Source organism: Streptomyces sp. PA03-1a (assembly GCF_033792805.1).
Taxonomy (GTDB): domain Bacteria; phylum Actinomycetota; class Actinomycetes; order Streptomycetales; family Streptomycetaceae; genus Actinacidiphila.
Genome location: NZ_JARAVO010000030.1, coordinates 30,304 through 53,070, shown reverse-complemented (window position 1 = coordinate 53,070; position 22,767 = coordinate 30,304). Strand labels below are relative to the sequence as shown.

General features: G+C 71.7%; 15 protein-coding genes and 1 pseudogene. 7 read left to right on the top strand and 9 right to left on the bottom strand.

Annotated elements, in window-relative coordinates:
* Together PV341_RS09490 and PV341_RS09485 are read right to left on the bottom strand one after the other, a co-directional pair.
* Window positions 1-531 (bottom strand): annotated as a pseudogene (locus PV341_RS09490) (PP2C family protein-serine/threonine phosphatase); the annotation flags it as partial.
* 414 nt (window positions 532-945) lie between these two features.
* A complete protein-coding gene (locus PV341_RS09485) occupies window positions 946-1,911 on the bottom strand; it encodes an SMP-30/gluconolactonase/LRE family protein (protein ID WP_500326075.1) in 966 nt (321 codons plus the stop codon).
* A gap of 134 nt (window positions 1,912-2,045) precedes the next feature.
* On the opposite strand from PV341_RS09485, the gene PV341_RS09480 reads away from it, so the two are divergent.
* Window positions 2,046-3,056 (top strand): winged helix-turn-helix domain-containing protein, encoded by a 1,011-nt coding sequence (locus tag PV341_RS09480; protein WP_500357346.1) that lies wholly within the window; start codon window positions 2,046-2,048, stop codon window positions 3,054-3,056.
* 100 nt (window positions 3,057-3,156) lie between these two features.
* On the opposite strand, the gene PV341_RS09475 is transcribed toward PV341_RS09480, so the two are convergent.
* Window positions 3,157-6,696 carry a S8 family serine peptidase gene (locus tag PV341_RS09475; protein ID WP_500357345.1) on the bottom strand — a complete coding sequence of 1,180 codons (3,540 nt, stop codon included), beginning with the start codon at window positions 6,694-6,696 and terminating at the stop codon, window positions 3,157-3,159.
* A gap of 652 nt (window positions 6,697-7,348) precedes the next feature.
* Here PV341_RS09475 and PV341_RS09470 point away from each other — a divergent pair.
* Together PV341_RS09470 and PV341_RS09465 are read left to right on the top strand one after the other, a co-directional pair.
* Window positions 7,349-8,143: a nucleotidyltransferase domain-containing protein gene (locus PV341_RS09470; protein ID WP_500326069.1), complete on the top strand. Its 795-nt coding sequence runs from the start codon at window positions 7,349-7,351 to the stop codon at window positions 8,141-8,143.
* Window positions 8,144-8,436: 293 nt separating this feature from the next.
* Window positions 8,437-11,094 carry a Pls/PosA family non-ribosomal peptide synthetase gene (locus PV341_RS09465; protein WP_500357344.1) on the top strand — a complete coding sequence of 886 codons (2,658 nt, stop codon included), beginning with the start codon at window positions 8,437-8,439 and terminating at the stop codon, window positions 11,092-11,094.
* Between the two features lie 67 nt (window positions 11,095-11,161).
* Here PV341_RS09465 and PV341_RS09460 read toward each other — a convergent pair whose 3' ends face one another.
* Window positions 11,162-12,415, bottom strand: a complete 1,254-nt coding sequence (locus tag PV341_RS09460) for a DUF418 domain-containing protein (protein ID WP_500357343.1) — start codon at window positions 12,413-12,415, stop codon at window positions 11,162-11,164.
* A 400-nt stretch (window positions 12,416-12,815) separates the two neighbouring features.
* Here PV341_RS09460 and PV341_RS09455 point away from each other — a divergent pair, with 400 nt between their 5' ends.
* Complete coding sequence (locus PV341_RS09455) at window positions 12,816-14,462, top strand: alkaline phosphatase D family protein (RefSeq protein ID WP_500357342.1); 1,647 nt, start codon at window positions 12,816-12,818, stop codon at window positions 14,460-14,462.
* Between the two features lie 439 nt (window positions 14,463-14,901).
* Here the strand turns inward: PV341_RS09455 and PV341_RS09450 are convergent, their stop codons facing one another.
* Together PV341_RS09450 and PV341_RS09445 are read right to left on the bottom strand one after the other, a co-directional pair.
* Entirely contained in the window at window positions 14,902-15,069 is a 168-nt protein-coding gene (locus PV341_RS09450; protein ID WP_500326061.1) for a hypothetical protein, read from the bottom strand.
* Between the two features lie 128 nt (window positions 15,070-15,197).
* Window positions 15,198-15,986, bottom strand: coding sequence for a class I SAM-dependent methyltransferase (locus PV341_RS09445; RefSeq protein WP_500326059.1), 789 nt, complete (start codon window positions 15,984-15,986; stop codon window positions 15,198-15,200).
* Between the two features lie 338 nt (window positions 15,987-16,324).
* On the opposite strand from PV341_RS09445, the gene PV341_RS09440 reads away from it, so the two are divergent.
* Window positions 16,325-17,197, top strand: coding sequence for an alpha/beta fold hydrolase (locus PV341_RS09440; RefSeq protein ID WP_500357341.1), 873 nt, complete (start codon window positions 16,325-16,327; stop codon window positions 17,195-17,197).
* Window positions 17,198-17,267: 70 nt separating this feature from the next.
* On the opposite strand, the gene PV341_RS09435 is transcribed toward PV341_RS09440, so the two are convergent.
* Window positions 17,268-17,855, bottom strand: coding sequence for a TetR/AcrR family transcriptional regulator (locus tag PV341_RS09435; protein ID WP_500357339.1), 588 nt, complete (start codon window positions 17,853-17,855; stop codon window positions 17,268-17,270).
* A 366-nt stretch (window positions 17,856-18,221) separates the two neighbouring features.
* Here PV341_RS09435 and PV341_RS09430 point away from each other — a divergent pair, with 366 nt between their 5' ends.
* Window positions 18,222-18,767, top strand: coding sequence for a hypothetical protein (locus PV341_RS09430; RefSeq protein WP_500326053.1), 546 nt, complete (start codon window positions 18,222-18,224; stop codon window positions 18,765-18,767).
* Between the two features lie 40 nt (window positions 18,768-18,807).
* On the opposite strand, the gene PV341_RS09425 is transcribed toward PV341_RS09430, so the two are convergent.
* Together PV341_RS09425 and PV341_RS09420 are read right to left on the bottom strand one after the other, a co-directional pair.
* Window positions 18,808-20,040, bottom strand: coding sequence for an alkene reductase (locus PV341_RS09425; RefSeq protein ID WP_500326052.1), 1,233 nt, complete (start codon window positions 20,038-20,040; stop codon window positions 18,808-18,810).
* Window positions 20,041-20,184: 144 nt separating this feature from the next.
* Entirely contained in the window at window positions 20,185-21,177 is a 993-nt protein-coding gene (locus PV341_RS09420; protein ID WP_500357350.1) for an oxidoreductase, read from the bottom strand.
* 222 nt (window positions 21,178-21,399) lie between these two features.
* On the opposite strand from PV341_RS09420, the gene PV341_RS09415 reads away from it, so the two are divergent.
* The gene (locus PV341_RS09415; protein WP_500357337.1) at window positions 21,400-21,987 is read left to right on the top strand and encodes a helix-turn-helix transcriptional regulator; all 588 of its coding nucleotides are present in this window, start codon (window positions 21,400-21,402) and stop codon (window positions 21,985-21,987) included.
* The last annotated feature ends 780 nt before the right edge of the window (window positions 21,988-22,767 follow it).

The following is a 22,767-nucleotide window of genomic DNA, read 5'->3' as shown; positions in this document are numbered from 1 at the left end:
GTCGTTCTCGTAGTGCACGGCTTCCCGGAAGGCGCCCAGCGCCACCGCGACCGCCCGCATGGCATTCAGGCCCTTGCCGCGGACGTCTCCCACGATCAGACGGACGCCGTAGCGTGTCAGCACCGCCTCGTACAGATCACCGCCGACCTGCGCGCCCGTCCCCGCCGCGAGGCTCAAGCTGGCCGTCCGTACCGGACCCAGCCGCGCCGGAACAGGCCGCAGGATGACGTCCTGTGCCGCCACGGCGATACGGCGAACCTGATCGAGCTCGCTGCGCCGACGCGCACGCACCGCCTTGCTCAGCATCACACTGGCCACCGACACCACCAGCAGACCCACGAGGTTGCCGAAGACCAGATGGGTTCCCCACGCATGGTTGTAGGTGGCCGTGGTCACGTTGACGACCAAGGCAGCAGCCGCCGCCGACAGGGTGCCCTTCGGGCCCATCGTCAGTGCTGCCAGCGCCGGCACGGCGGTGAGGAGGGGGCCGGTCATCAGGAAATGCGCAGGTGACAGTTCGATCCCCAGCACGCCCAGCGCTATCACGAAGGGCACAGCCTGCGTGAGTGCCAGGAGGAGCCTGCTGTGGCCGCCCGCTCCCGGCCCGGGAGACGAGCAGGACGGTGACCGCATGCATTCAGCCTGCCCCAGTGCAGCGCCGATCGCACCGCCGAGCGTCCGGCACGGCCTGACTCATGCCGAGCGCAGCGCTCGCTCCGTACAGGGACGCTGCCGCTCATCAGGCTGTGCCGCAGCGAGTGATCAACTGCATGAGTTCAGGGGCTGACAGGCTTGTCACGAGACGCCGCAGGCCCGTGGCCTGCTGGTGAACTCCTTCTTCTCCGCGTCCGGCAGATCTGATCGACGGCCCATCCCATGGTGGACGGGCCGCCTCCGCCGCTGAGGGAAGACCGCACCCGGCCCGTACCGTGACGCGAGGCGCGGCTACGGGGCAGCCTCCGCGCACACCGGGTCGTCGACCGCGCTCACGGTGTACGGGGGCTGTCCCGGCGGGTCGTCGTTCTGGCTGTTGACGACGTAGAGCCGGCAGCCGTGGCGGGCCAGGGTGGTGGGCAGGTCGAAAGGCTCGCCGGTGATGCGGTGCGTCACCGTGCCGGCGTGCAGACCCTGGTCAAGTTCGGCGATGTAGACGCCGTTCGGGGCGCCGTAATTGAGCACGGCGTAGAGCGTCCGCCCTCGTAGCAGCATCCCATCGGCCCCGAAGGACACGCCGCCCAGATCGAGCTGGACGACCTCACCGGTGGCGACGTCCACCCGCCACACCGCCTCGGTCCCGTTGGACGCCACCAGCAGTGTGCTGCCCGACCGGTCCGCGACGATGCCGTTGAGCAGCCAGTACCGCGCGGGGAACTGCGGGAAGGCGGAGCGGATGTCCAGCCACGGTTCCAGGGGCCCGAGCCTGCCATGGCGGAGGGCGGCCCGGTACACCACGGGGTTGGCCCAGTCCGTGACGTAGACGGCGTCGTCGGTGATCACCAGGTCGTTCAGGTCCGGCGCGCCGAGCGGACCGCCCTGCGCGGTGCGCGTGGCGAGCAGTCGGCCCCGATGGTCGTGGACGGTCAGTTCGCCTCCCCCGACGGAGTACACCCGCCCCCGGCCGTCGGTGTGCACCCCCAGCGTGCTAGGGCGGTTCGCCAGGCCGTCAGCGCGGAATGACCGCAGGTGCGCGGCGCGTACGTCGCCCCGGTACAGCGCGCCGGTGCCGTCGGAGGACACGTACATCGTGCCGTCGCGGTCGATCGCGATCCCCTCCGGCAGCACCCCGCGAGCCTCGGAGACGACGTAGGTGCGCGGCAGTTCGTGCGCGGTGGCAGGGGCGGCGGGCAGGGCCGCGAGGCCGGCCAGCAAGGCCGCGGCGCCGAGCCGCGGAAGTCGGGTGGAGCCGGGCATCGTGGCTACCTCCGGGTGCGTGGTGGACGCCCCCGCGACGCGGGGACGTCCGAGAGCCTGCCCGGGGCAGTACGGCGGCCGCATCGCCTTTCACGTCTAGGCGAAAGGCTCCGACTGGCCGATAATCGGTCGGCGTGATCCGCTTACACTTCGACGCCGCCGACCTGTGCCGGATCACGCTCGCCCCGGCGCCCAACGCCCTGTGGGAGGCGGTCCTCAGCGTGCGCGGCGTGCGCACCGCGACCGCCGGAGCGGGCCGGGCGCACCCTGCCGCCGGGCGGTGGCGCCGCCAGGTGAACGGCAGCTTCGCCGACCGCGCCGGGGTCCTGCTCGACCTGGTGCCCCGAGACGGCCACGTGCCCGACTTCTTGCTCCAGCCCGCCGCGGGGGACCTCGCCACGGCCGTCGACCTGGCCGGGCGCACCCCCGCCGCCCGCATCGCCGAGGACCTGCGGCTCCCACGGGCCCCTGGCGGCCGGGGCGGCGCGCAGGAGCCGCCCAGCCGCTGGTCGCTCGAACTCGCGGCCGGATCGGCCGCCGCACGGCGCGTCCTCACGGCCGACCTGCGGAGCTACTTCGCCTCCTCGATCGCCCCGCTGTGGCCGCGGGTCCGCACCGACGGCGCGGGGGACCGCGCCCTGCGGGCCGAGATGCTGCTACGCGGCGGCGTCGACGCCCTGCTGACCACGCTCGGCCCCACCTGGCGCTGGCAACCGCCGGTGCTCCACCTGCCGTCCCGGAACACGTATGACATCCCGCTCTGCGGCCGGGGCCTGTTGCTCATGCCGTCCTGGTTCGCGACCGGCCCCATGATCAGGTACCAGCCCGGCGAACCGACCGTGCTGGCCTACCCGATGCACCTGCAGGAGCCCCCCACCGACCCGGGCGCCCCGCCCGGGGCCGCCCTCGGACAGCTGCTGGGGCGGACCCGGGCAGCCGTTCTCCAGGCCCTGCGCGATCCGGCGACGACCACCGCGCTCGCCGAGCGGCTCGGGGTCTCGCTCGCGACTGCCAGCCAGCACGCCGGCGTCCTGCGCGACGCAGGGCTGGTGCGCACGACCCGGATCGGCATCGCCGTCCTCCACAGCCTCACCCCGCTCGGCACGGCCCTGCTGTCGGGCGAGCCACCCGCGGCGGTCCGCTAGGTCGTGTCGTCCGCGAGCGTGTGCGCGGTCCGTCCGCGGTGGTCGAACCACCGCGGACGGACCGGCCGCACCCGTGGCGGGTGCGGTGAACGGCCGCGCCTCAGCGCAGGCCGAAGGCCCGGATCACCGTCTGGCGCACCGAGTTGCCCGCCGAGTCCTTCGCGCTCGCCCGCAGCGACACGAAGGGCGCCCTGTTCGGGGCGTCCAGGCGGAGCCGCCCGTCGCTGCCGCAGGCGGCCTTGTGCCAGGTCCGGCCGTCGTCGTAGGACAGCTCCACGCCGACCGCGCCGAGCTTGCCGGCGAGGCTGGCGCCCGGCAGGTGGGCGGCGGTGACGGACAGGGTGTCGTGCCGCCCGGCGCGGCCTGCCGCGTCGGTGCCGATCCGGTAGTCGAGCTGCACCAGCGGCAGCACCACGGTGGCGGCATCGGTCGGCTGCGCCGACGTGAAGTCCCACTCGGTGCGCGTACGGGAGGAGTACGGGGTGTAGGTCACGTCCCGCTCACCGGTGACGACCAGCTTGTACGGCAGCTTGCCGCGGCTGGGGGCGTCTCCCCAGACGTTCGTGAAGTTCCCCTGGCCCAGCTGGGTGTTGCCCTGGTACAGCGTCTGCTGCTGGGTCACGGCCGGGTCCTGGTTCCACCCGACGTGGTTGCCGCTGCCCCAGGCCGGGATGTCGATGTACAGGAGGCTGCCGTTGCGGGTGGGCGGCAGGTTGTTGAAGAAGGCGTCGTTCAGGAAGGGGCGCTGGATCGGCTTGAACCACTCCTCGGACTGCCTGCTGCCGGCCCGGTAGGCGGTCTTCGCTCCCTCCTCGAACCCGATGGACTCGGCGAACGCCTCCTGGTGCCAGCGGACACCGTCGGTGGACACCCAGTCGGTCCGCTGGCCGTTCGCGGGCTCCGGCATGATGGGCCCGGAGGACCAGTCGACGCCGTCCAGCCACTCGAAGCGGAACTCGGCGCCGGGAACCTCCGGCTTCGGGCTCGCGAAGGTGACGTCGATCCGGGCGAGGTTCTTCGTGTCGCCCTTGACCGTCATCTTCGACGGGATCTCGTTCTGCCAGGCGTGCGCGAGGTCGTAGACGTACGGGCTCGCGGTCTCGGAGTCGACGGTGATCCTGGCCCCGCCGTCCTTGGCCTGCCGGATGAGCTTCTCGCCCTCCTCGGTGCCGAGCAGGCCGACGTCGAGTGCGACGGGCCGCTGACCGAGCGGTGCGTAGGAGCGCACCGGGCGGCCGTAGCCGTTCTCCACGACCAGCATGAGCTCGGCGCCCGCGGCGATCGCGTTGGCCGCCTGGTCGAGGTCGCTGACGTCGTCGCTGTGGCGGACCACCACGGCCTTGCCGCGCGCGTCGAGGTGGGCGTAGTCCTCGCTCGACCCCTGGCCGGCGAAGACCAGCGGCAGCTTGTAGGTGCCCCTGGCCAGCGGCGTGATGCCCTCCTGGCGCAGGATGCCGGTGAACTCGGTGGTGCGGGTGGAGACCGCCAGCGCCGGCTTCTCGGCGCGCCAACGGGCGGTCAGCTGGAAGTCCCCGTGGGTGACCTTGTGGGTGGTCGGCTGCGCCCAGATGCTGTCGTAGTAGACGCTCTCGGCCGACAGACCCGACCTCACGCCGTTCATGACGCGGTTGTAGCCCAGCTTCTGGAACGTCACGTCGCTGCGCTGCGGGGTGGTCATGTCGATGCGCTTGACCTTGGAGGCGTCGAACGTGACGGTGGTGTCCCGGTCCACCAGCACGTCGGGGTCGCCGAGCAGCGCCAGGCCCCTGGAATGGGGACCGTGGACGCCCTGGACCTCCTGGTAGGACAGGGCCGAGTACACGTCGTCGGGCACGAAGATCTCCACGGTGCCCGAGGGGCCGACACCCACCGGGACGGGGTCCTTGCTCCCTGCCTTGATCAGCATGACGTCGCCGGAGGTGGGATTGCCCTCGGAGTCCTTGAACGTCAGCGTCAGCTTGTGCATCGTCGCGAAGCCGAGGGAGACGGCGGTGTGCGCCACGGCCCTGCCGGCCGTGTCCGTCGCGAGCACCTGGCCCGAGTAGTGCTCCTTGGCGGTGCCCGCCGAGCCGTCGATCGTCACCGTGACCTGGGTGGAGCCGTGCGCGGGGACGACCACCTGGGAGGCCGACAGGCGGAACATCCCGGACGGGGCGTGCGCCGCGTCGACGGACAGCGAGAGCGCGACCGGCGCGTCGGTGACGTTGGTGTACGTCACCGGGCGCTGGAGGGCGCCGCCCTTGTACTGGGCCGCGAAGGCGGTCGCCGAGGCGAAGACCCCGGCCCGCGCCGCCGCGGCGACGTCCAGCCGGCCGCTGCCGGCCTCGAAGGCGTCGTACGTCGGGGTCTGCCGGGAACTGCTGGCCAGCAGGTCCTTCAACTGGCTCCCGGTGAGGTCCGGATGGGCCGCGGCCAGCAGGGCGGCGGCGCCCGCGACGTGCGGTGTGGCCATCGACGTGCCGCTCATGGACTGGTAGGAGCCCTGGTCGTTCCCGTCGAACTGGGAGTTGGCCGCCAGGATGTCGACGCCGGGGGCGGTGATCTCCGGCTTCAGCGCGCCGTCGATACGGGGGCCCCTGCTGGAGAACGACGCGAGCGAGTCGGTGGAGTCGACCGCGCCCACGGTCAGCGCCGAGGTGGCCGCCCCCGGTGCGACGATGGTGTTCGGATCCTCACCGAAGTTGCCTGCGGCGACCACGAACAGCGCGCCGGTCTGGGCGCTGAGCCGGTCGATGGCCTGGCTCATCGGGTCGGTTCCGTCGGACACCTGGCTGGTGCCGAGGCTCATGTTGATGATCTTGGCGCGCCGGTCGACGGCCGCCCACTCCATGCCGGCCAGGGCGTAGGAGATCTGTCCGCTGCCGTGGTTGTCCAGCACCTTGCCGATGCTCAGGCGGGCGCCCGAGGCGACGCCCTTCTCCTTGCCGCCGGAGGCCGCACCGGTTCCGGCGATGATGGACGCGACGTGGGTGCCGTGTCCGGCGTGGTCGTCGGTGTTCTCGTCCGGTACGAAGCTCTGGCGGGTCGCGATGCGGTCCGCCAGGTCCGGGTGGCCGGCGTCGACGCCGGTGTCGAGGACGGCGACGTCCACGCCCTGCCCGGTGTCACCGCCCTGCCAGACCTGCGGGGCGCCGATCTGCGTGGTGCTGTCGGCGAGGTCGGCGTGGATGGGGGCGTCGAGCCAGATGTGCGAGATGCCGCCGCCGAAGGACGGCTGGGCGTTCTGGGCCCGGGCGCCGTCGTTCGCCGCCGCCCCGGCCACGGACTTCCAGAAGTCGTCCGCGCGGGAGCGGTCCGCGGTCAGCGCGGCGCCCTGGATGCTGTCCAGGTTCCGCACCCGGGCCGCGCCCTCGGGGACGGCGGACGAGCGGCGTGCGGCGCCGGGCTGCGTGTAGGAGACGATCAGCGGCAGCCGGGCGCGGTGCGCGTCGTCGTATCCGTCCGCGATCAGGTCCGTGACGTTGAACAGCTGCCGGTCCAGGGTGCCCTGGGCCAGGAAGGGCAGGGCGGACTCGGGGTAGACGTAGAGGTCGTCGCCCGACGTCGTGATGCGGGTCCGCGCCGGCAGCCCGTCGGCACCGCGGACGGTGACGGTGCCCCCGGACTGTCCGCCGCCCCGGGCGGCCTGACCGGTGGTCACGACGTCGCCGGTGATCAGTGTGACGGTGTGGTCGCCCGCGGGTACATGGTCCGCGGCGGATGCGGATGCGGATGCGGATGCGGGTGATGGAGTGGGAGCGTCGGAAGGGGCGGCTGCCTGAGCCGTGATCGGGCTCGTGAGGGCGAGTACCGAAGCGCCGGCGATGACCGGCACGCTCCAGCGTCTGTGGTGTCGCTTCAAGGGTTTCCCTGGTTGGGGTCCGGGCAGGGGACGATCGCCCCCAGCCGTCCAGGGGCGTCACACCGCAGCGGGTTGGCGTCACCTGGGCGACGTGATCATATGCATGTCTGAATTCACTGTGAAGAGTGGTGCCTCCACCTTGTGAAACTCGGGGCAACGATGCGTTCCGCGCGGTGGGTGCTCAGCGCATCCGTCTGCACCGTATTCGGGGGAAGTGGCCTCCGGGCAACGGCTGATGCAGGTGACAGCCGGGGTGGACGCGCGCCGTATCCCTCGCCTGCCGCGGGGGAGGGCGATGGCGGAAACAGTGGTGACAGTGTGCCCGATCGTGCTCGTGCCGGCGTGGGGGAGTGGAGATCCGCCACCGGGGTGTCCGTGCCGTTATTCCCTTGGAGATCCGGTCCAACAGCCTGCTACGTTGCAAGACTTTGCCCCGATCGGAAGGATTGCCATGGACGTCCCCTCCCTGCACGGCCGGTTCCTCGACGACGTGCTTCCGCGGATCCAACGGGACGACCGCGTCAGTGGTGTTGCCATCGCGGGGTCGATCGCCGGTGGACACCCCGACATCTACTCCGATGTCGACCTGATCGTGGTCATCGACGACGAGGCGTTCGACTCGGTCATGGCGGAGCGTCTCACGCTGATCGGTTGCTGGGCCGCCCTCGTGGCCGGATTCACCGGGGAGCACGTCGGCGAACCCCGCCTGATCATCACGCTCGTCGGGCCGCCCCTCCTCCACGTCGACTTCAAGTTCGTGCGGGGCTCCGACTTCGCCGACCGCACCGAGGACCCGGACATCCTGTGGGACCGCGACGGCCGCCTTGCCACCTCACTCGCGGAGCATCCGCCGGCCACCCCGTCGTTCGACCTCCAATGGATCGAGGACCGGTTCTGGACCTGGGTGCACTACGGCGCGACGAAACTCGGCCGCGGTGAACTGTTCGAGGTCATCGGCCTCCTCGGCTACCTGCGCGAGGCCGTACTGGGCCCCCTGGCGGCCCTCCGGGTGGGTGCAGCCCCCCGCGGTGTGCGCCACCTCGAATCCATCGCGCCGGACGAGGCGCGTGACCTCCGGGCGACCCTGTGCGGTGACGACCGGCACGACGCCGGCCGGGCCCTCCTCGCCGGCGTCACGCTCTACGCACGGTGGCTCGGGGAGGCCGGAGTGGCGATCGAACGTCACCCTCACGCCGAGAAGCTCGCCGTGCAGTACCTCCGCGACGTCATCGACCAGGCGAACTGACCGGGCCGTCTCCGCGACGACGGGTGTGGCGCTCGCGGCGCTCCGCCGACCGGTGCGTGCACATCCAGTCCCTCTTTTCATGTCAAGCCCCGAACTGGAGTGACGTGACGGAATCCGAACGGTAGGGCCGAATGGAATGCGAGGCGTTCCGGAAGGCAAAAGGGGTGACTTCCGTCATCGCCTCTGCCATCGACCCGATATCGCGGCACCGACTGTGGGTGAACGACCATGCACTGGAATGACGAGCCACGATCCGCGAGCTCCTCCGGTCCCGACGGGCAGGAGGAACGACCGTGACCTGCAACAGCTTTGAGCAGTCCACTGCGGCTTCGGCCGGCTCGCAGGGCGTGGCCGGCGCTTCGGGATCCAGGGCGGAGAATCGCGTCGAGACACTTCTTGCCGAAGTTCTCGCGGGTGTCCTGCGAACCGAGCAGGTACCGGCAGACGGTCATTTCTTCACCGACCTGGGTGCGGATTCTCTGCTGATGGCTCATTTCTGCGCCCGCGTACGCAAGCGCGACGACCTACCCACCGTCTCGATGAAGGACGTCTACCGGAATCCCACCATCCGCGGCCTCGCCGCCGCCCTGGAGCCGCGGGTGGAAAGGCCCGAAGAGCCTCCGGCCGGACCAGGCGCCGAGGTACCCGGTGCGGCGGCAGCACCCGCCGCGACGGGCACCGCGCGGTACGTGCTCTGCGGGGCGCTCCAGCTGCTCGTGTTCCTCGGCATGTCCTTCGTATCCGCCCTCGCGGTCACCCGCGGGTACGAGTGGATCCGGGACGGCTCGGGATTCGCCGGTGTGTACCTGCGGTCCGCGCTGTCCGCCGGCGCGGGGTTCGCCGGTCTCTGCGCCCTGCCCGTCGCCGCCAAGTGGATCCTGATGGGGCGCTTCCGGCCACGGCGCTTCCCGGTGTGGAGCCTCACCTACCTGCGGTTCTGGTGCGTGAAGGCCCTGATCCGCACCAGCCCCATGCGCCTGTTCGCCGGCACCCCGCTGTACGTGCTCTACCTGAGGGCGCTGGGAGCGCGTGTCGGACGCGACAGCGTGGTCCTCTCGCACCATGTGCCGGTGTGCACGGACCTGCTCACCGTCGGGCGGGGGACCGTCATCCGCAAGGACGCGCTCTTCTCCTGCTACCGCGCCCGTGCCGGAATGATCGAGACCGGTCCGGTGACGCTCGGCCGGAACGTGACGGTCGGCGAGCAGGCCGTCCTGGACATCGACACCTCGATGGGCGACGGTGCCCGGCTCGCCCACGCCTCCGCGCTCCACAGCGGCCAGGCCGTTCCCGCCGGCGCTTCCTGGCACGGTTCCCCCGCCCAGCCGAGCGGCACCGATTTCCGGGTCGTCCAGCCGCTCGCGTGCGGCACTTGGCGCAAGGCCCTCTACACAGCCGCACAATTGGTGCTGTTGCTCGGGGTGTACCTGCCGGTGGCGGTGGGCGGTCTCGCCCCGCTGTTCGCCGCCCTGCCGCAGCTGGACGTGGTGTCGGCCCCTGAGCACGCCTTCTCCAGTCCCGCGTTCCACATCGACGCACTGACCGCCTCGCTCGTGGCCTTCTTCGGCGGTCTCCTGGCTTCCCTGGTGGCGGTGAACGCCCTGCCTCGCCTGCTCCGCCGGACGATCGAACCGGGAAGGACCTACCCCCTGTACGGCTTCCACCACGGTGTCCAGCGGGCCCTCGCGCGGATGACCAACATCAGGTTCTTCGTGCTGCTCTTCGGTGACAGCTCCGCCATCGTCCACTACCTGCGCTGCCTCGGGTACGGCCTGCGCCGGGTCGAGCAGACGGGTTCGAACTTCGGCTCGCTGGTCAAGCACGACACGCCCTACCTGTGCGAGGTGGGCAACGGCACGATGGTCGCGGACGGCCTGTCCGTCATCAACGCCGACTTCTCCAGCACGTCCTTCCGCCTCTCCCCGGCGGCGATCGGCGCGGGCAGCTTCCTCGGCAACAACATCGTCTACCCCGCGCACGGGCGCGCCGGTGACAACTGCCTGCTCGCCACGAAGGTCATGGTCCCCATCGACGGCCCCACGCGGGAAGGCGTCGGCCTGCTCGGCTCGCCGAGCTTCGAGATCCCGCGGACCGTGCAACGTGACCAGCGGCTCGACCACCTCGCCACCGGTGAGGAGCGGCGGCGCCGCCTGGCAGGCAAGAACAGGCACAATGCCCTCACCGCGCTCCTGTACGTGCTGATGCAGTGGTTCCACTTCCACGTCGCCGCCCTGGTGGCGATGACCGCCGTCGACCTGTACCACGTCCACGGCGTGGCGCCGGTCGCCCTGGCCGGCCTGATCACCCTGATGTTCACCGTCGCCTACTACGCGCTGGTCGAGCGGGTCGTCACCCGCGTACGGCCGCTGAAGCCCCTGTACTGCTCGATCTACGAGCCGTCCTTCTGGCGCCACGAGCGCTTCTGGAAGCTGACCACCCACCGGTACATGCAGCTCTTCAACGGCACCCCGTTCAAGAACCTCGTCTGGCGGCTCCTCGGCGTCAGGATCGGCCGGAGGGTCTTCGACGACGGCTGCTCCCTGATCGAACGGGGCCTGGTCACCATCGGCGACCACTGCACCCTCAACACCGGCACGGTCATCCAGTGCCACTCCCAGGAGGACGGCGCCTTCAAGTCCGACCACGCCAGGCTGGGCGCCGGTGTGACCCTCGGGGTCGGGGCATTCGTCCACTACGGCACCACCGTGGGCGACGGGGCCGTGCTGGCCGCCGACTCCTTCCTCATGAAGGGCGAGGAAGTCCCCTCCCGTGAGGAGTGGGGCGGTAACCCCGCCCGGAAGGCCGCCGCCGTCCACCAGCTGCCGGGTGCCCGGCGCACCCCGCCGCCAGGCGGTCCTGAGGCGGGGCCGGGCAACCGGGACACGCTCGCCGCCGTCGCTGCTCAGCATGGCGAGGTCGCCCGCCCGCGGCAGACGCTCGGCACCCCCTGACCCCGGCGGCGGTGTGCGAGGACGGCGCCGGACCGCCCCCGCACACCCGTCGTGGCCCCGCTGACGCTCAGGTGATCAGCCGGGCCGGGGTGGTGGCCGCGTGCACGAGGACCTCCAGAGGCCCTCGCCGGAAGATCCGGGTCCAGGCCAGGGCCAGGACCATCGCGGCCGCGGCGAAGGAGAGCAGGACCGGTAGGGCGGCGGAGTCCGGCAGGTCGTCGACGCCCAGGGCCTTGATGGCGACGATGTGGCCGACGTACGCGGTCAGCGAGATCGAACCCACGGCGATCACGGGCGTGGCCGCCCACCGCACGCGTGCCGACCGTTCGACCACCGCCAGGCAGGTGGCCAGCACCAGGAGCGCGACCCCGGTGTTGCCGAGGATCGAGAACGTCGTCTGGCTGTGCGGCGCGGCCACCAGCAACCAGGACGGCGTGTCGACGACCTGGTCCCCGTACGCCTGGGACAGCGCGTCCGACCACCAGGCCGAGGCCGTGGGAGCGCCGTCCGTGGCCGCACTGATCGCGGCCCGCGCGCCCGGAGCCAGGTGCAGGGCCAGCCAGGAGCCGCCGTAGCCGAGCACGGCCAGTGCCGCCCCGCACACGGCGATCTTCGCGTGCACGCCGGGCCGCCGCAGGTCGAGCCGGGCCACGGCCATTCCGGCGATGAGGAAGGACACCCACGTCAGCACCGGGTAGTCGCCGGTGACCAGCAGCTCCAGGAATCCGTCCGAGCCGGTCAGCCGGGCCAGCGGATCGTGTGCGATCACCGTGTCGCTCCAGCCGCCGTTGTCGATGGCGACCCGCAGTACGTACAGGACCTGTGGCAGTACGAGCGCGGTGACCGCCGCGATCAGCGCCAGCGTGCGGGCCCGCAACCGGTACAGGGGCAGGACGAGGAGGAAGGCGAGCCCGTAGTAGGACAGGATCACGTCGATGGACGTGCCCAGGTCCGTCAGCAGGTACCCGAGGACGATCAGCAGGCCGGCCCGGATCAGCACGCGGCCGATGGCCTGCCGTCCCGCGCGGCCGGTACGCGGCTCCGGCCGGCCCGTGAGCAGGACCAGGGCGAACCCGGCCAGGAGGGCGAACAGCGCCGAGGACCGGCCCCGGGCCAGCTCCATCGCCCAGCCGAGCGGGCCGCCCACCGAGGGGTCCGGACCCACGTGCGCGGCGAACATCCCCAGGATGGCCAGACCTCGCGCGAGGTCGACGCCGATCAACCGCCCAGCCCCCGCGGGGCGGAACGGGGAGGGGGCCGCCGGGACCTTCTTGTCGAGCGACGGCGAGTCCTCGGCCGCGACGAGTGCTGGGTGGGTCATGCGCCCCAGACTTGTGAGGTCACCGGTCGCACGCCATCCGGCGGGTGTCGGGATTTCCCCCGCCAAGTGGCTGGCCCGCGCCCCCGCCTTCCGCCGTTGTGACGTTCCCGGTGGACGAAGGCTCCCGGTGAACGCGGCCACCCCTGAGGGCTCCGACGCCGCCCCGATCCCGGGGGTCCGGGGGGGTGCGCCGCGTCGGGCAACCCTCCGGGAATGGCCGTTCCGTGCGGGAACCGTGAAGGGCGGGCTCCGGGGTGACGGGGAGGACCAACGGTCACCCTCCGGCCATGTACGCGCCAACCATCCGGCAACTGCACGCCGTCCTGCACAACTGCAATGCCCTGGCACCACCAACCGGGCCTCACGGCCGAACTCCGCACGCCAGGGATTGCGCACCCACATGCAGCCTTCCGCATCACCTTCTCCGTCCGGACACTCCGCCGAACTGCGTGACGCCGTACGCCGCTTGGACAGACGCCGCTTCCTGACCGTCACCGGGGCGGCGGCGACGCTGGCCTTCGCCGCGAACATCCCGCTCGGCGGCACCGCCGCGGCAGCCGAGGCGAGCGCCGTGCAGATCACCGAGAATCCCTTCACGCTGGGCGTGGCCTCGGGCGACCCGATGCCCGATTCGGTGCTGCTGTGGACCCGGCTCGCCCCCCGCCCCTACGAGACCGGCAGCGGCCTGCCCCAGAAGCGCTTCAAGGTCCGCTGGGAACTCGCCCACGACGAGCGCTTCACCCGCGTCACCAAGCGCGGCACCGTCGACGCGCACCCGGAGTACAACCACGCCGTGCACGTCGAGGTGGGCGGCCTGGACGCCGACCGCGTCCTCTACTACCGGTTCCGCGTGGGCCAGTGGGTCAGCCCGGTGGGCCGTACCCGCACCGCCCCGTCGAAGGGCGCCCGGCTCACCGAGCTGCGCCTCGCTGCGGTGTCCTGCCAGGCGTACCACGACGGCTACTTCACCGCCTACCGCCACCTGGCCGACGAGGACCTCGACGCGGTCTTCCACCTCGGCGACTACCTCTACGAGTACGCGGTCACCGCGACCGGGGGCGCCCGCGCCTACACCGACCGCGTCCTGCCCGGGATCTTCAACCGCGAGACCCTCACGCTGGACGACTACCGGCTCCGGTACGCCCTCTACAAGTCCGACCCCGACCTGATGGCGGCCCACGCGGCCCACGCCTTCGTCGTCACCTGGGACGACCACGAGACCGAGAACAACTACGCGGACGGCACCCCCGAGAACGACGTGCCCCCGGAGGAGTTCCTGCTGCGGCGGGCCTCCGCCTACCGCGCGTACTGGGAGAACCAGCCGCTGCGGCGCCGCCAGCTCCCGCACGGCCCCGACGCCCAGCTCTACCGGCGCCTGCAGTTCGGGCGGCTCGCCCAGTTCGACATCCTCGACACCCGCCAGTACCGCTCCGACCAGGCGTACGGCGACGGCTGGCAGGTCCCGGGACCGGAGTCGCAGGACCCGGCCCGCACGATGACCGGCACCACCCAGGAGCGCTGGCTCGTCGACGGCTGGCGCACCTCGAAGGCGACCTGGAACGTCGTCCCCCAGCAGGTCACCTTCGCCCAGCGCAAGGACCGCACGACACCGGACTTCAAGGTCTCCATGGACTCCTGGGACGGCTACCCCGCCTCCCGGCAGCGTCTCCTCGACGGCTGGGAGTCCGCCGGCCGGGACAACCTCGTCGTCCTCACCGGTGACGTCCACGTCCACTACGGCTTCGACATCAAGAAGGACTTCGACGACCCGGCCTCGAAGACCCTCGGCACCGAGATCGTCACCAGCTCGATCACCAGCGGCAAGGACGGCTCCGACAAGCCGTCCAACTGGGCCACCTACCTGCAGGCCAACCCGCACCTGAAGTTCTACAACGGCCGCCGCGGCTACGCCGTGGTCACCCTCGGCAAGGACGCGGCGCGCGCCGACTTCAAGACCGTGTCCGCGGTGACCACACCCGGCGCCCCCATCACCACGGCCGCCTCCTTCGTCACCGAGGCCGGCAACCCGGGCCTCACGCCTGCCTGACCCGCTGAAAGGGCCGCAGTACGCAGCGGGACCCCGGGGGCGTTCCCCGGGGCCCCGTGCCGTTCGGTCCGGCCACCAGCGTGCGGAGAAGTGACGGCGTGGCGCTGACGTGCGAAGATCCGGCGTCAGGATTCGACCGACCGGGCCGACCGAGCGTTCGCCGGTGGTCGACGGTCCCCCCGCGCGGACCCCAGGACCGGACGCCCGCCCCACCGCCGTGGGGCGGGCGTCGGTCGTTCTGCCGGGCTCGTGGCCTCTGCCTCGCGCGGAGCCCGGAGCGCGGGTTCCCCGTGCCGGGGTGCAGGCGGCCCGGGTGCCGGCACGGACTTCCGGCCCCGGGTCGGCCTGCATACGGTGAGACCGGACAGCCGGCCGCCCTGTGACGTCGGGCCGTGAATCCTCGGGACCTGGCCACCCGCTACGACAAGACCGCCACCATCTACCTTGCCGCGCCGAGCCGCTTGCGGTTCGCGGCCTGGTCGGCCGGCCGCGGGATCAGGGACGCATCCCACACCATCGGTGGTGACTGCGGGTCGCCCGAGACGAATACGCCTTGTCGGCCAGGATCATGTCCGGTGTGGTACTTGAACGGGATCACGTCGATCACCTGCCAGTGATCACGTCACCGCGCTCCCGCCTCGATGCCCGGTCCGGCGGCAGCGGCTCGATCTGCCCCAACTGGGCATCAGTCAACGACAGACATCCACCAACGATCAGACAATCCGAGGGAAACGCCTAGTCCGCTTGCAGGACGAAGAACAGGAAGCAGAGGAAGCGCGGTTGGGCCGCGATGGCCTCGGGGAACAGCTCACGGGCGGCGGGGTCGGGATCCGGCTCGCTGATGGCCGTGATCCGGAAGCCTGCCGCGGTGAACGCATCGGTCATCGCATGCAGCGGCCTGTGCCAAAGCCTCATCAGGGCGGTCCGGCCGCCCAAGGTCCACTCGTCGGTCCAGGCGGTGGTGTCGAAATAGCCGTGCTCGGCTGCGCGGCCGGCCTCGCGGTGCATGGTGGCGATGGCGAAGGGATGGTCGACGGACGCGATCAGCCGGCCGCCGGGCTTGAGTACGCGGCGCAGTTCGGCCAGCGCCGGCCCCCAGTCCTCCAGGTAGTGCAGCACCAGGGACGCGACGACATCGTCGAACGTGTCGTCGGCGTAGGGAAGGGGGCGGCCCAGGTCGGCCACCTGCAGGTCCGCCGCCTCGCCGAGCCGGCGCCGGGCCAGCTCCAGCATCCCGGAACTCGCATCGAAGCCGCTCACGAGGGCGCCACGGTCACGCAGCGCCGCGGACAGGGCCCCGGCGCCGCAGCCGGCGTCGAGGATCCGCCGGCCGGCCACCTCCCCGGCGAGGGCCAGCATCGCGGGACGCTCGTAGTAGGCATTGATCAGGTTGGTCTCGTTCTCACTCGTGTACGCCTCGGCGAAGCTGGTGTAGTCGTTGACCTTCGGCGGATCCACCGTCACGGCCGACGGCGAGGTGCGCCCGTGGTGGCTCGCGTGCCCTTGCTGCTCGTCAGAAGTCATGGTGCGAGGGACGTCGGTCCGCAACAGTTCGGTTCCTGGCCCTGTGATGTGCCGCGCCGGCGGCGTGATGCCGTGAACCAGTTGGTCGCGGCCATCGCGGAGGCCGTCTCCCGTTCCCCTGTGACGGTGAGGGCATCGAGGGTGGCGAACTGCTCCGTGTTCAGGGTCGGTTCGGCAGTCGCGGCGTTCTCGGCCTCCCGAGCGGCCCGCGCACGCTCCGTGATGTGACCCACCACTCTCGTCTCCTGATTGCCCGCGGAGGAAGTCGCACACTAGGTTGTGTGGATAGAACGTTCTATCTATTCACGTCCCTCGCCCGCACCACTGAAGGAGTAGCGATGTCCCACCGTCGTCCCGTTCGCCCCGTCCGTCTCGCCGTCGTCAGCGCGGTCGGCCTCGCCCTGGCCGCCGGACTGGCCACGACCGCCTCGGCCACCTCGGACCATCACGCCGAGCCGGCAGGCAAGCCGAGGCCCAAGCCGACCGTCGTCCTCGTCCACGGTGCCTGGGCGGACTCCGCCGGCTGGAGCGGCGTCGTCAAGCGCCTGCAGGCCGACGGCTACCCGGTCACCGCCCCCGCCACGCCGCTGCGCGGTCTGGGCAGCGACGCCGCCTACCTGGCGGACTACCTCAAGACGATCAACGGCCCGGTCGTCCTGGTGGGCCACTCCTACGGCGGCGCGGTCATCACCAATGCCGCCACCGGCAACCCCAACGTCAAGGCACTCGTCTACGTCGCCGCCTTCGCCCCCGACAAGGGTGAGAGCATCACGAACCTGGTGGGCAAGTTCCCCGGAAGCCACCTCAGCGACGACCCCGACGCCCCCCTGCCCACGGCGCTGAACGCGGTCCCCTTCACCCAGGCCGACGGCGGCACCGGCGTCGACCTCTACATCAAGCCCGACAAGTTCCGCGACGTCTTCCTCAGCAACCGCGTCAGCAAGAGCAAGGCCGCCGCGCTCGCCGCGACGCAGCGCCCCGTCACCGCGCAGGCCGTCAGCGAGCCCTCGGCCGTGACTCCGGCCTGGAGGACCATCCCCTCCTGGTACCTCGTCGCCCGCGGCGACCGGACGATACCCCCCGCCGCCGAGCGCTTCATGGCGTCGCGCGCGCACGCCCGCACCATCGAGGTCGACGGCCCGCACGCGGTCCACCTGACCGATCCCAAGGCCGTGACGCGTCTCGTCGAGAAGGCCGCGACCGCGCGCTGACCCACCCCCGCCCGCGGCCTCCTCCCGGCACTTACGGGAGGGGGCCGGGGGCCGTGCGCAGGAGCCGGACTCAGGCCGCGGCCATGAGCACGGCGACCCCGTGCTCCAGGACGGCGCCCGCGGCCCGGGCGTCGCCTAGGTAGCCGGCCACCATCGCACCGTCCCGCATGGCCATCATGGCGTCGGCCGAACGTGCGGGATCGGCTGCACCGAGCCGCTGGAAGGCGTCCTGCAGTACCTGGAGGAACCAGGCGCGGTGTCGCAGCACCGCCTGGTGGGCGGGGCTTTCGGGGTCCGGGTACTCAGCCGTGGCATTGATGAACGGACAGCCCCGGAACCCGGCGCCGCACACTTCCTCACCTATGCCGTGCGCCACGGCGGAGAGGAAGTCGGAAGGCGAACCGATGCCTGCCTGCGCCGCGGTGATCCGGTCCCGGATCTCCTGATCCGTCGCCTCGAGGTAGGCGCGCACCAGGTCGTCCTTGCCGGCGAAATGCCGGTAGAAGGTGCCCCGGGCGACGTCGGCCTCCGCCATGACGCGGTCCACCCCCACGGCCCGGATGCCCTCGCCGTAGAAGAGCCGGCTCGCCGTGCCCAGCAACCGTTCACGGGCCTCGGAGCGGCGGACCGGCGCGGATGCGTGCGTAACGTTCGACATGGCTACAGCATAGAACGGTCTTTCTACTTCCGGGGGTGGATCTCGTTGCTGTGGCGCCACTCGCGTGGGAGCATGCGCTGTTCATCGCCGGTACCGCGGGACTGCCGCTCCGTGCCGGTGCGTCGTCGGAACCAGGTGGGGAACGTGGGCAGAGGGGTGGCGCGGGCAGCCGCGGCGGTGTGCGTGCTGACCGTGGCTGTTGTCGGATGCGGATGCGGGCGCGGGGGCGGGGACGGGGGCCTGGACGGTGCGGGGGCCTCGCACTCCGGGAGGCAGGCCGCGGCACCCGCGAAAGTCCTGGGTCACCGGGAACTGGAGCGGACCGCTCTCGGGTCGGGGGACGTCGACGGATTCAGCGTCGGCCCCGTGGTGGGCGACGTGGGGGCCGGTCAGCCGGTGGTGGGCCCGGTTGCCCCCGTCCCCGCGCGGTGCAAGCCGCTCAACGACATGACCGCGTTCGTCGGCAGGTACCAGCCCGTGTGGCAGGTCGCGAAGATCGTCAGTCGCACGTCCGATGAGGGCGACACGTCCTCCACGACGGTGGCGCTCAACTCCTACCGGCAGCAGGAATCGGTCAAGGTGATGACGGAACTGCGCGGTGCGGTGGACACCTGCACGAAGTTCGCGCCACCCGGGTCCTCGGTCACCGGCTGGACGTACTCGCAGATCCGCAAGCTGCCGGATCCTTCGCTGGGGGACGACGCGCTCGCGTACCGCATGACGCTCGACATGCCCGCGGACGACATGGGCCCCGCGCACTCCGTCGTCTTCACCTACGTGGTGGTCCGGAGCGGAACGACCGTCACGACGTTCGCCTCGAACCTCTTCGGCGTGAACGGCAAACCCACCGAGGTCCCCCGGCACGTCATCGACGCCCAGCTCAAGAAGCTGAGCCAGGCGTCGTCGGGCTGAGGGACCCGGTGGCGGCACCCGGGTGCGGTATCCGTCCGGGTCAGTTTCGGGCGGCGCTGAGCTGCTGTTGGGCCCAGGCCAGGTGCCATGTGTCCAGCGGCGTCCCGGAGTTCAGCTCCAGGCCGGGCACCGGCTCGAGACGTCCCCCGCGCAGTTCGGCGAGGAGGCGCTCGGCTTCGAGGGAGGGGTAGTCGAGGTAGCCGCGGTCGTCACCACCGAAGAAGGTGCCCCGCAGCGCCTCGCGCAGCTCCGCGTTGCGGGCCAGGCGCTCGGGCAGGTCGGGGTTGGCGATGAAGTCGCGCCCGAAGCCGACGGCGTCGACGGTGCCGTTCTCCACGGCGCGCAGGGCCTCCTCGCGTGCGTAGCCGCCGGTCGCGATCAGACGGCCCGGGTAGCGCTCGCGGGCCCAGGCACTGTCGATGGAGTCGGCCGGCCGGCGCTCGGCCGTGGAGTCGTCGTTGCCGACGATGCCCGGCTCCACCAGGTGCAGGTACGCCAGGTCGCGAGCGGCGAGCGCGTCCACGACGTAGCCGAACAGGGCCTCCGGGTCGGAGTCGGCCATGTCCTGGAAGACGCTGCTCGGGGATATACGGACGCCGATGCGGTCCGCCCCCACCGTCTCGATCAGGGCGTCGACCACCTCCAGCAGCAGGCGTGCGCGGTTCTCGACGCTCCCGCCGTAGCGGTCCGTGCGCCGGTTGGCGCTGTCCTGGAGGAACTGGTCGATCAGGTAGCCGTTGGCCGCGTGGACCTCCACGCCGTCGAAGCCGGCCGCCAGCGCGTTCGTGCCGGCCTGGGCGAACTGGGCGACGACGGCCTGGATCTCGTCGATCTCCAGCGGTCGCGGCGTCACGAAGGGCACGCGGCCCTCGTCGGTGAAGACCAGGCCGTCGATCGCGATGGGGGAGGGGCCGACCGGGGTCTTGCCGTCGGGCTGGAAGACGGGGTGCGAGGCGCGGCCGGTGTGCCACAGCTGCGTGACGATGGTGCTCCCCGCGGCGTGCACCGCGTCGGTGACGCGCTTCCACCCCTGGACCTGGGCGTCGCTCCACAGGCCCGGGATGCCGGGGCCGCCGACACCTTCGGCGGAGACGACGGTGCCCTCCGTGATGATCAGTCCGGCCGAGGCGCGCTGGGTGTAGTAGAGCGGCGCGGAGGGGCCGGGGCTGCCGTCCGGCAGGGAGCGGCTTCGCGTCATCGGCGGCATGACGAAGCGGTTGGACAGGGACAGGGCGCCGAGCCGGACGGGGGCGAACAGGGGGCTGTCGTGCATGGTTTCCTCTCCGGGAAATGGGGATGGGGCTGAAGAGCGGTGAAGGTGCAGGCCAGGCGGCTGTGGGCCTGGAGGTGTGACGCCGGGTACGTGGCGGTCGCCGACGCGGGCGTCGGATCTGCGTCCCGGCCGCCGAGCCGTGACTTACGCCGCCTGGTACCGGCGGGTGCTGACCTTCCCGCCCAGCGACGTGGCCGCGCGGAGTGCCCAGTACGGGTCGCGGCGCAACTCCTGGCCGAGGAGGACGGCGTCGGCCTGGCCGGAACGGACGACGGCCTGCGCCTGGGCCGGCCCGGTGAGGGGGCCACCGGCGGCGACGGGCATGCCGGTCTGGTTGCGGAGGAGGTCGCCGCCGGTGGGGACGTCCATCAGGTCCACGCCCCGGGCCTGCAACTCCTTGGCGAGGCGCAGGGTGTCGTCGGTGATCTCCTCCGGCCAGTCGGGGTCGGACGTGCGGAAGAAGACCGGCAGGTCCTGCGGCCACACGGCGCGGACGGCGTCGACGACCTCCAGCGCGAAGCGGGTGCGGCCCGCGAAGTCTCCGCCGTAGCCGTCGGTGCGGCGGTTGGTGTGCGGGGAGAGGAACTGGTTGATGAGGTAGCCGTGGACGCCGTGGATCTCGGCGACCTGGAAGCCGGCGTCCAGGGCGCGCCGGGCGGCGTCGGCGAAGTCCGCCACGATCCGGCCGATCTGCTCGGTGCTGAGCTGTTCCGGCGTGGTGGAGCCGGTGCCGAACGGGACGGCGGTGGGACCCCCGGGCGCCCAGCCGTACTGCCTGCCAGGGGAGCCGGGGAACCTGCGGTCGACCCAGGTCCCCTCGGTGGCGTCCCGGTGCCCGGCGGCGAGCTGGATGCCGGGCACGGTGCCCTGGGACTTGAGGAATGTGGCGATCCGGTGGAAGGCCTCGACCTGGGTGTCGTTCCAGATGCCGAGGTCGTACGGGCCGGTCCGGCCCTCGGGGCTGACCGCGGTGGGTTCGGTGAGGATGAGCCCGGTGCCGCCGGTGGCGCGCGCCGCCAGGTGGGCGAAGTGCCCGTCGTTCGGCACGCCCGCCTGCTCGCCGTCCGGTGGGGCGGTGGACTGGCACGTGGCGGCCATCCAGATCCGGTTCGGAACGGTCAGTGACCGCAGGGTCATGGGCTCGAACAAGGTGGTGCTCACGAAACTGCCTCCTGCTGGATGGGGGAGTGGGTACCGGGCGAACACCGGACGTCATCGCGCCCGGTGAGGCGTCCAGCGGTGCGGCTTGCTGGCTTGCGCCGGTCGTGTCGGTCCTCTCAACCGTCACATTCCACGGTACGGTATGGATGGTTATGTCCGGAATGTCGGGATCGAGATGGTCCGAATCGGGAGACAGCGATGCCGACCGTGCTGCCGATCAGTGCCTACGTCGTGCTCGGCCTGCTGAGCAGGCAGGACGGCGCGACCCCCTACCAACTCGACCAGAGGATCCGCCTGAGCATCGGGTACTTCTGGGTCTTCCCCCGCTCGCAGCTGTACGCGGAGGCCGGACGGCTGGTGCGGCGCGGACTGGTCGTCGAGCACCAGGAAGAGGGCGGCCGCCATCGCCGCACCCTGTCACTCACCGACGAGGGGCGACGCGAGCTGTGCCGGTGGCTCGCCGCCCCGACGCGGGCGATCACCGAGATCCACGACGAGGGGCTGCTGCGGCTGTACTTCCAGCCGCAGGCCTGTGACGCCGGCGGTCCCGGCGACGCGGACACGGTGGACGCGATCAGCCGGCTCGCCGCGGAGCAGATCCAGGCCCACGAGGGCCAACTCGCGGAGTACCGGCAGCTCGTCACCTCCGGACTGCTGCGCGCGGGCTCGCCCCAGCGGGCGACGGTGGAGGTGGGGTTGCGGTTCGAGCGCATGATGATCGGCTTCTGGCACGAGATCGCCGCCTCGCCGGCGGACCTCATAGGCGACGGCGCCGAGGAGGCGTGAACGACGGCGGCCGTCGCGTGTCGCATCCGTCCGCGCCGACCGGCGCGAGGGGACCCGGCGGACGTGCCCACCGCGGCGCGACAGGGCGGGACGCCGGAACCGGCATCCCCGTCACACTGTCGGCGCTCGCGGCGCTGGTCCTCTGGATCCAGGCGCCTTTCTCCTACGTCCGCTGGCGCAGGCCGCTGCGGCTGCGGATCGGGGCCGACGGCATCGGCATGCGCGAAGTGTCCGGCGAGGAGGGGTACTTCCGGTGGCCGCAGATGGCCACCGTCACGATCGGGCGGCGGCCGTACGGCCCCGACCTCCGGCAGTGCCTCACCGTGTGGCCGCTGCCGGGCACGCACGCGGGCGACCACCCCAGCCACCTCTCCGACGGCCACCGGGCCTACGTCCTGGACCGGCTGGACCGCCTGACGGAGGCGCGGAGGCGGTCGTCCCGGTGCTGTGCGCGTACGCGGGGGAGCGGTATGCCGAGACGGCGTGACGCGGGCGGAAGAGGCGAGCTCGGGGCGACCGGCCACGCACCTGACCGGCAGCAGGTCGTGCATCCCGTTCCAACGCGGTCCGAGGGGTCCCGGCCGCTCCGGCGAACGCGGTCGACCGCCGCTGCTCCTGGGGAGCGGTGTGCCTGTACGAGCACTCCGGCTTCCCGAGCCCCCGGTCGGGCGCAGCCCGACCGGGGCCTCGTCGTGCCCGTGCCGGTGCCTGGCCGGACTACGCCTGGCTGCCGCCCGCAGGCGTACGAAGCCGGATGCCGTCGCAGCGATGAGTTCCCAG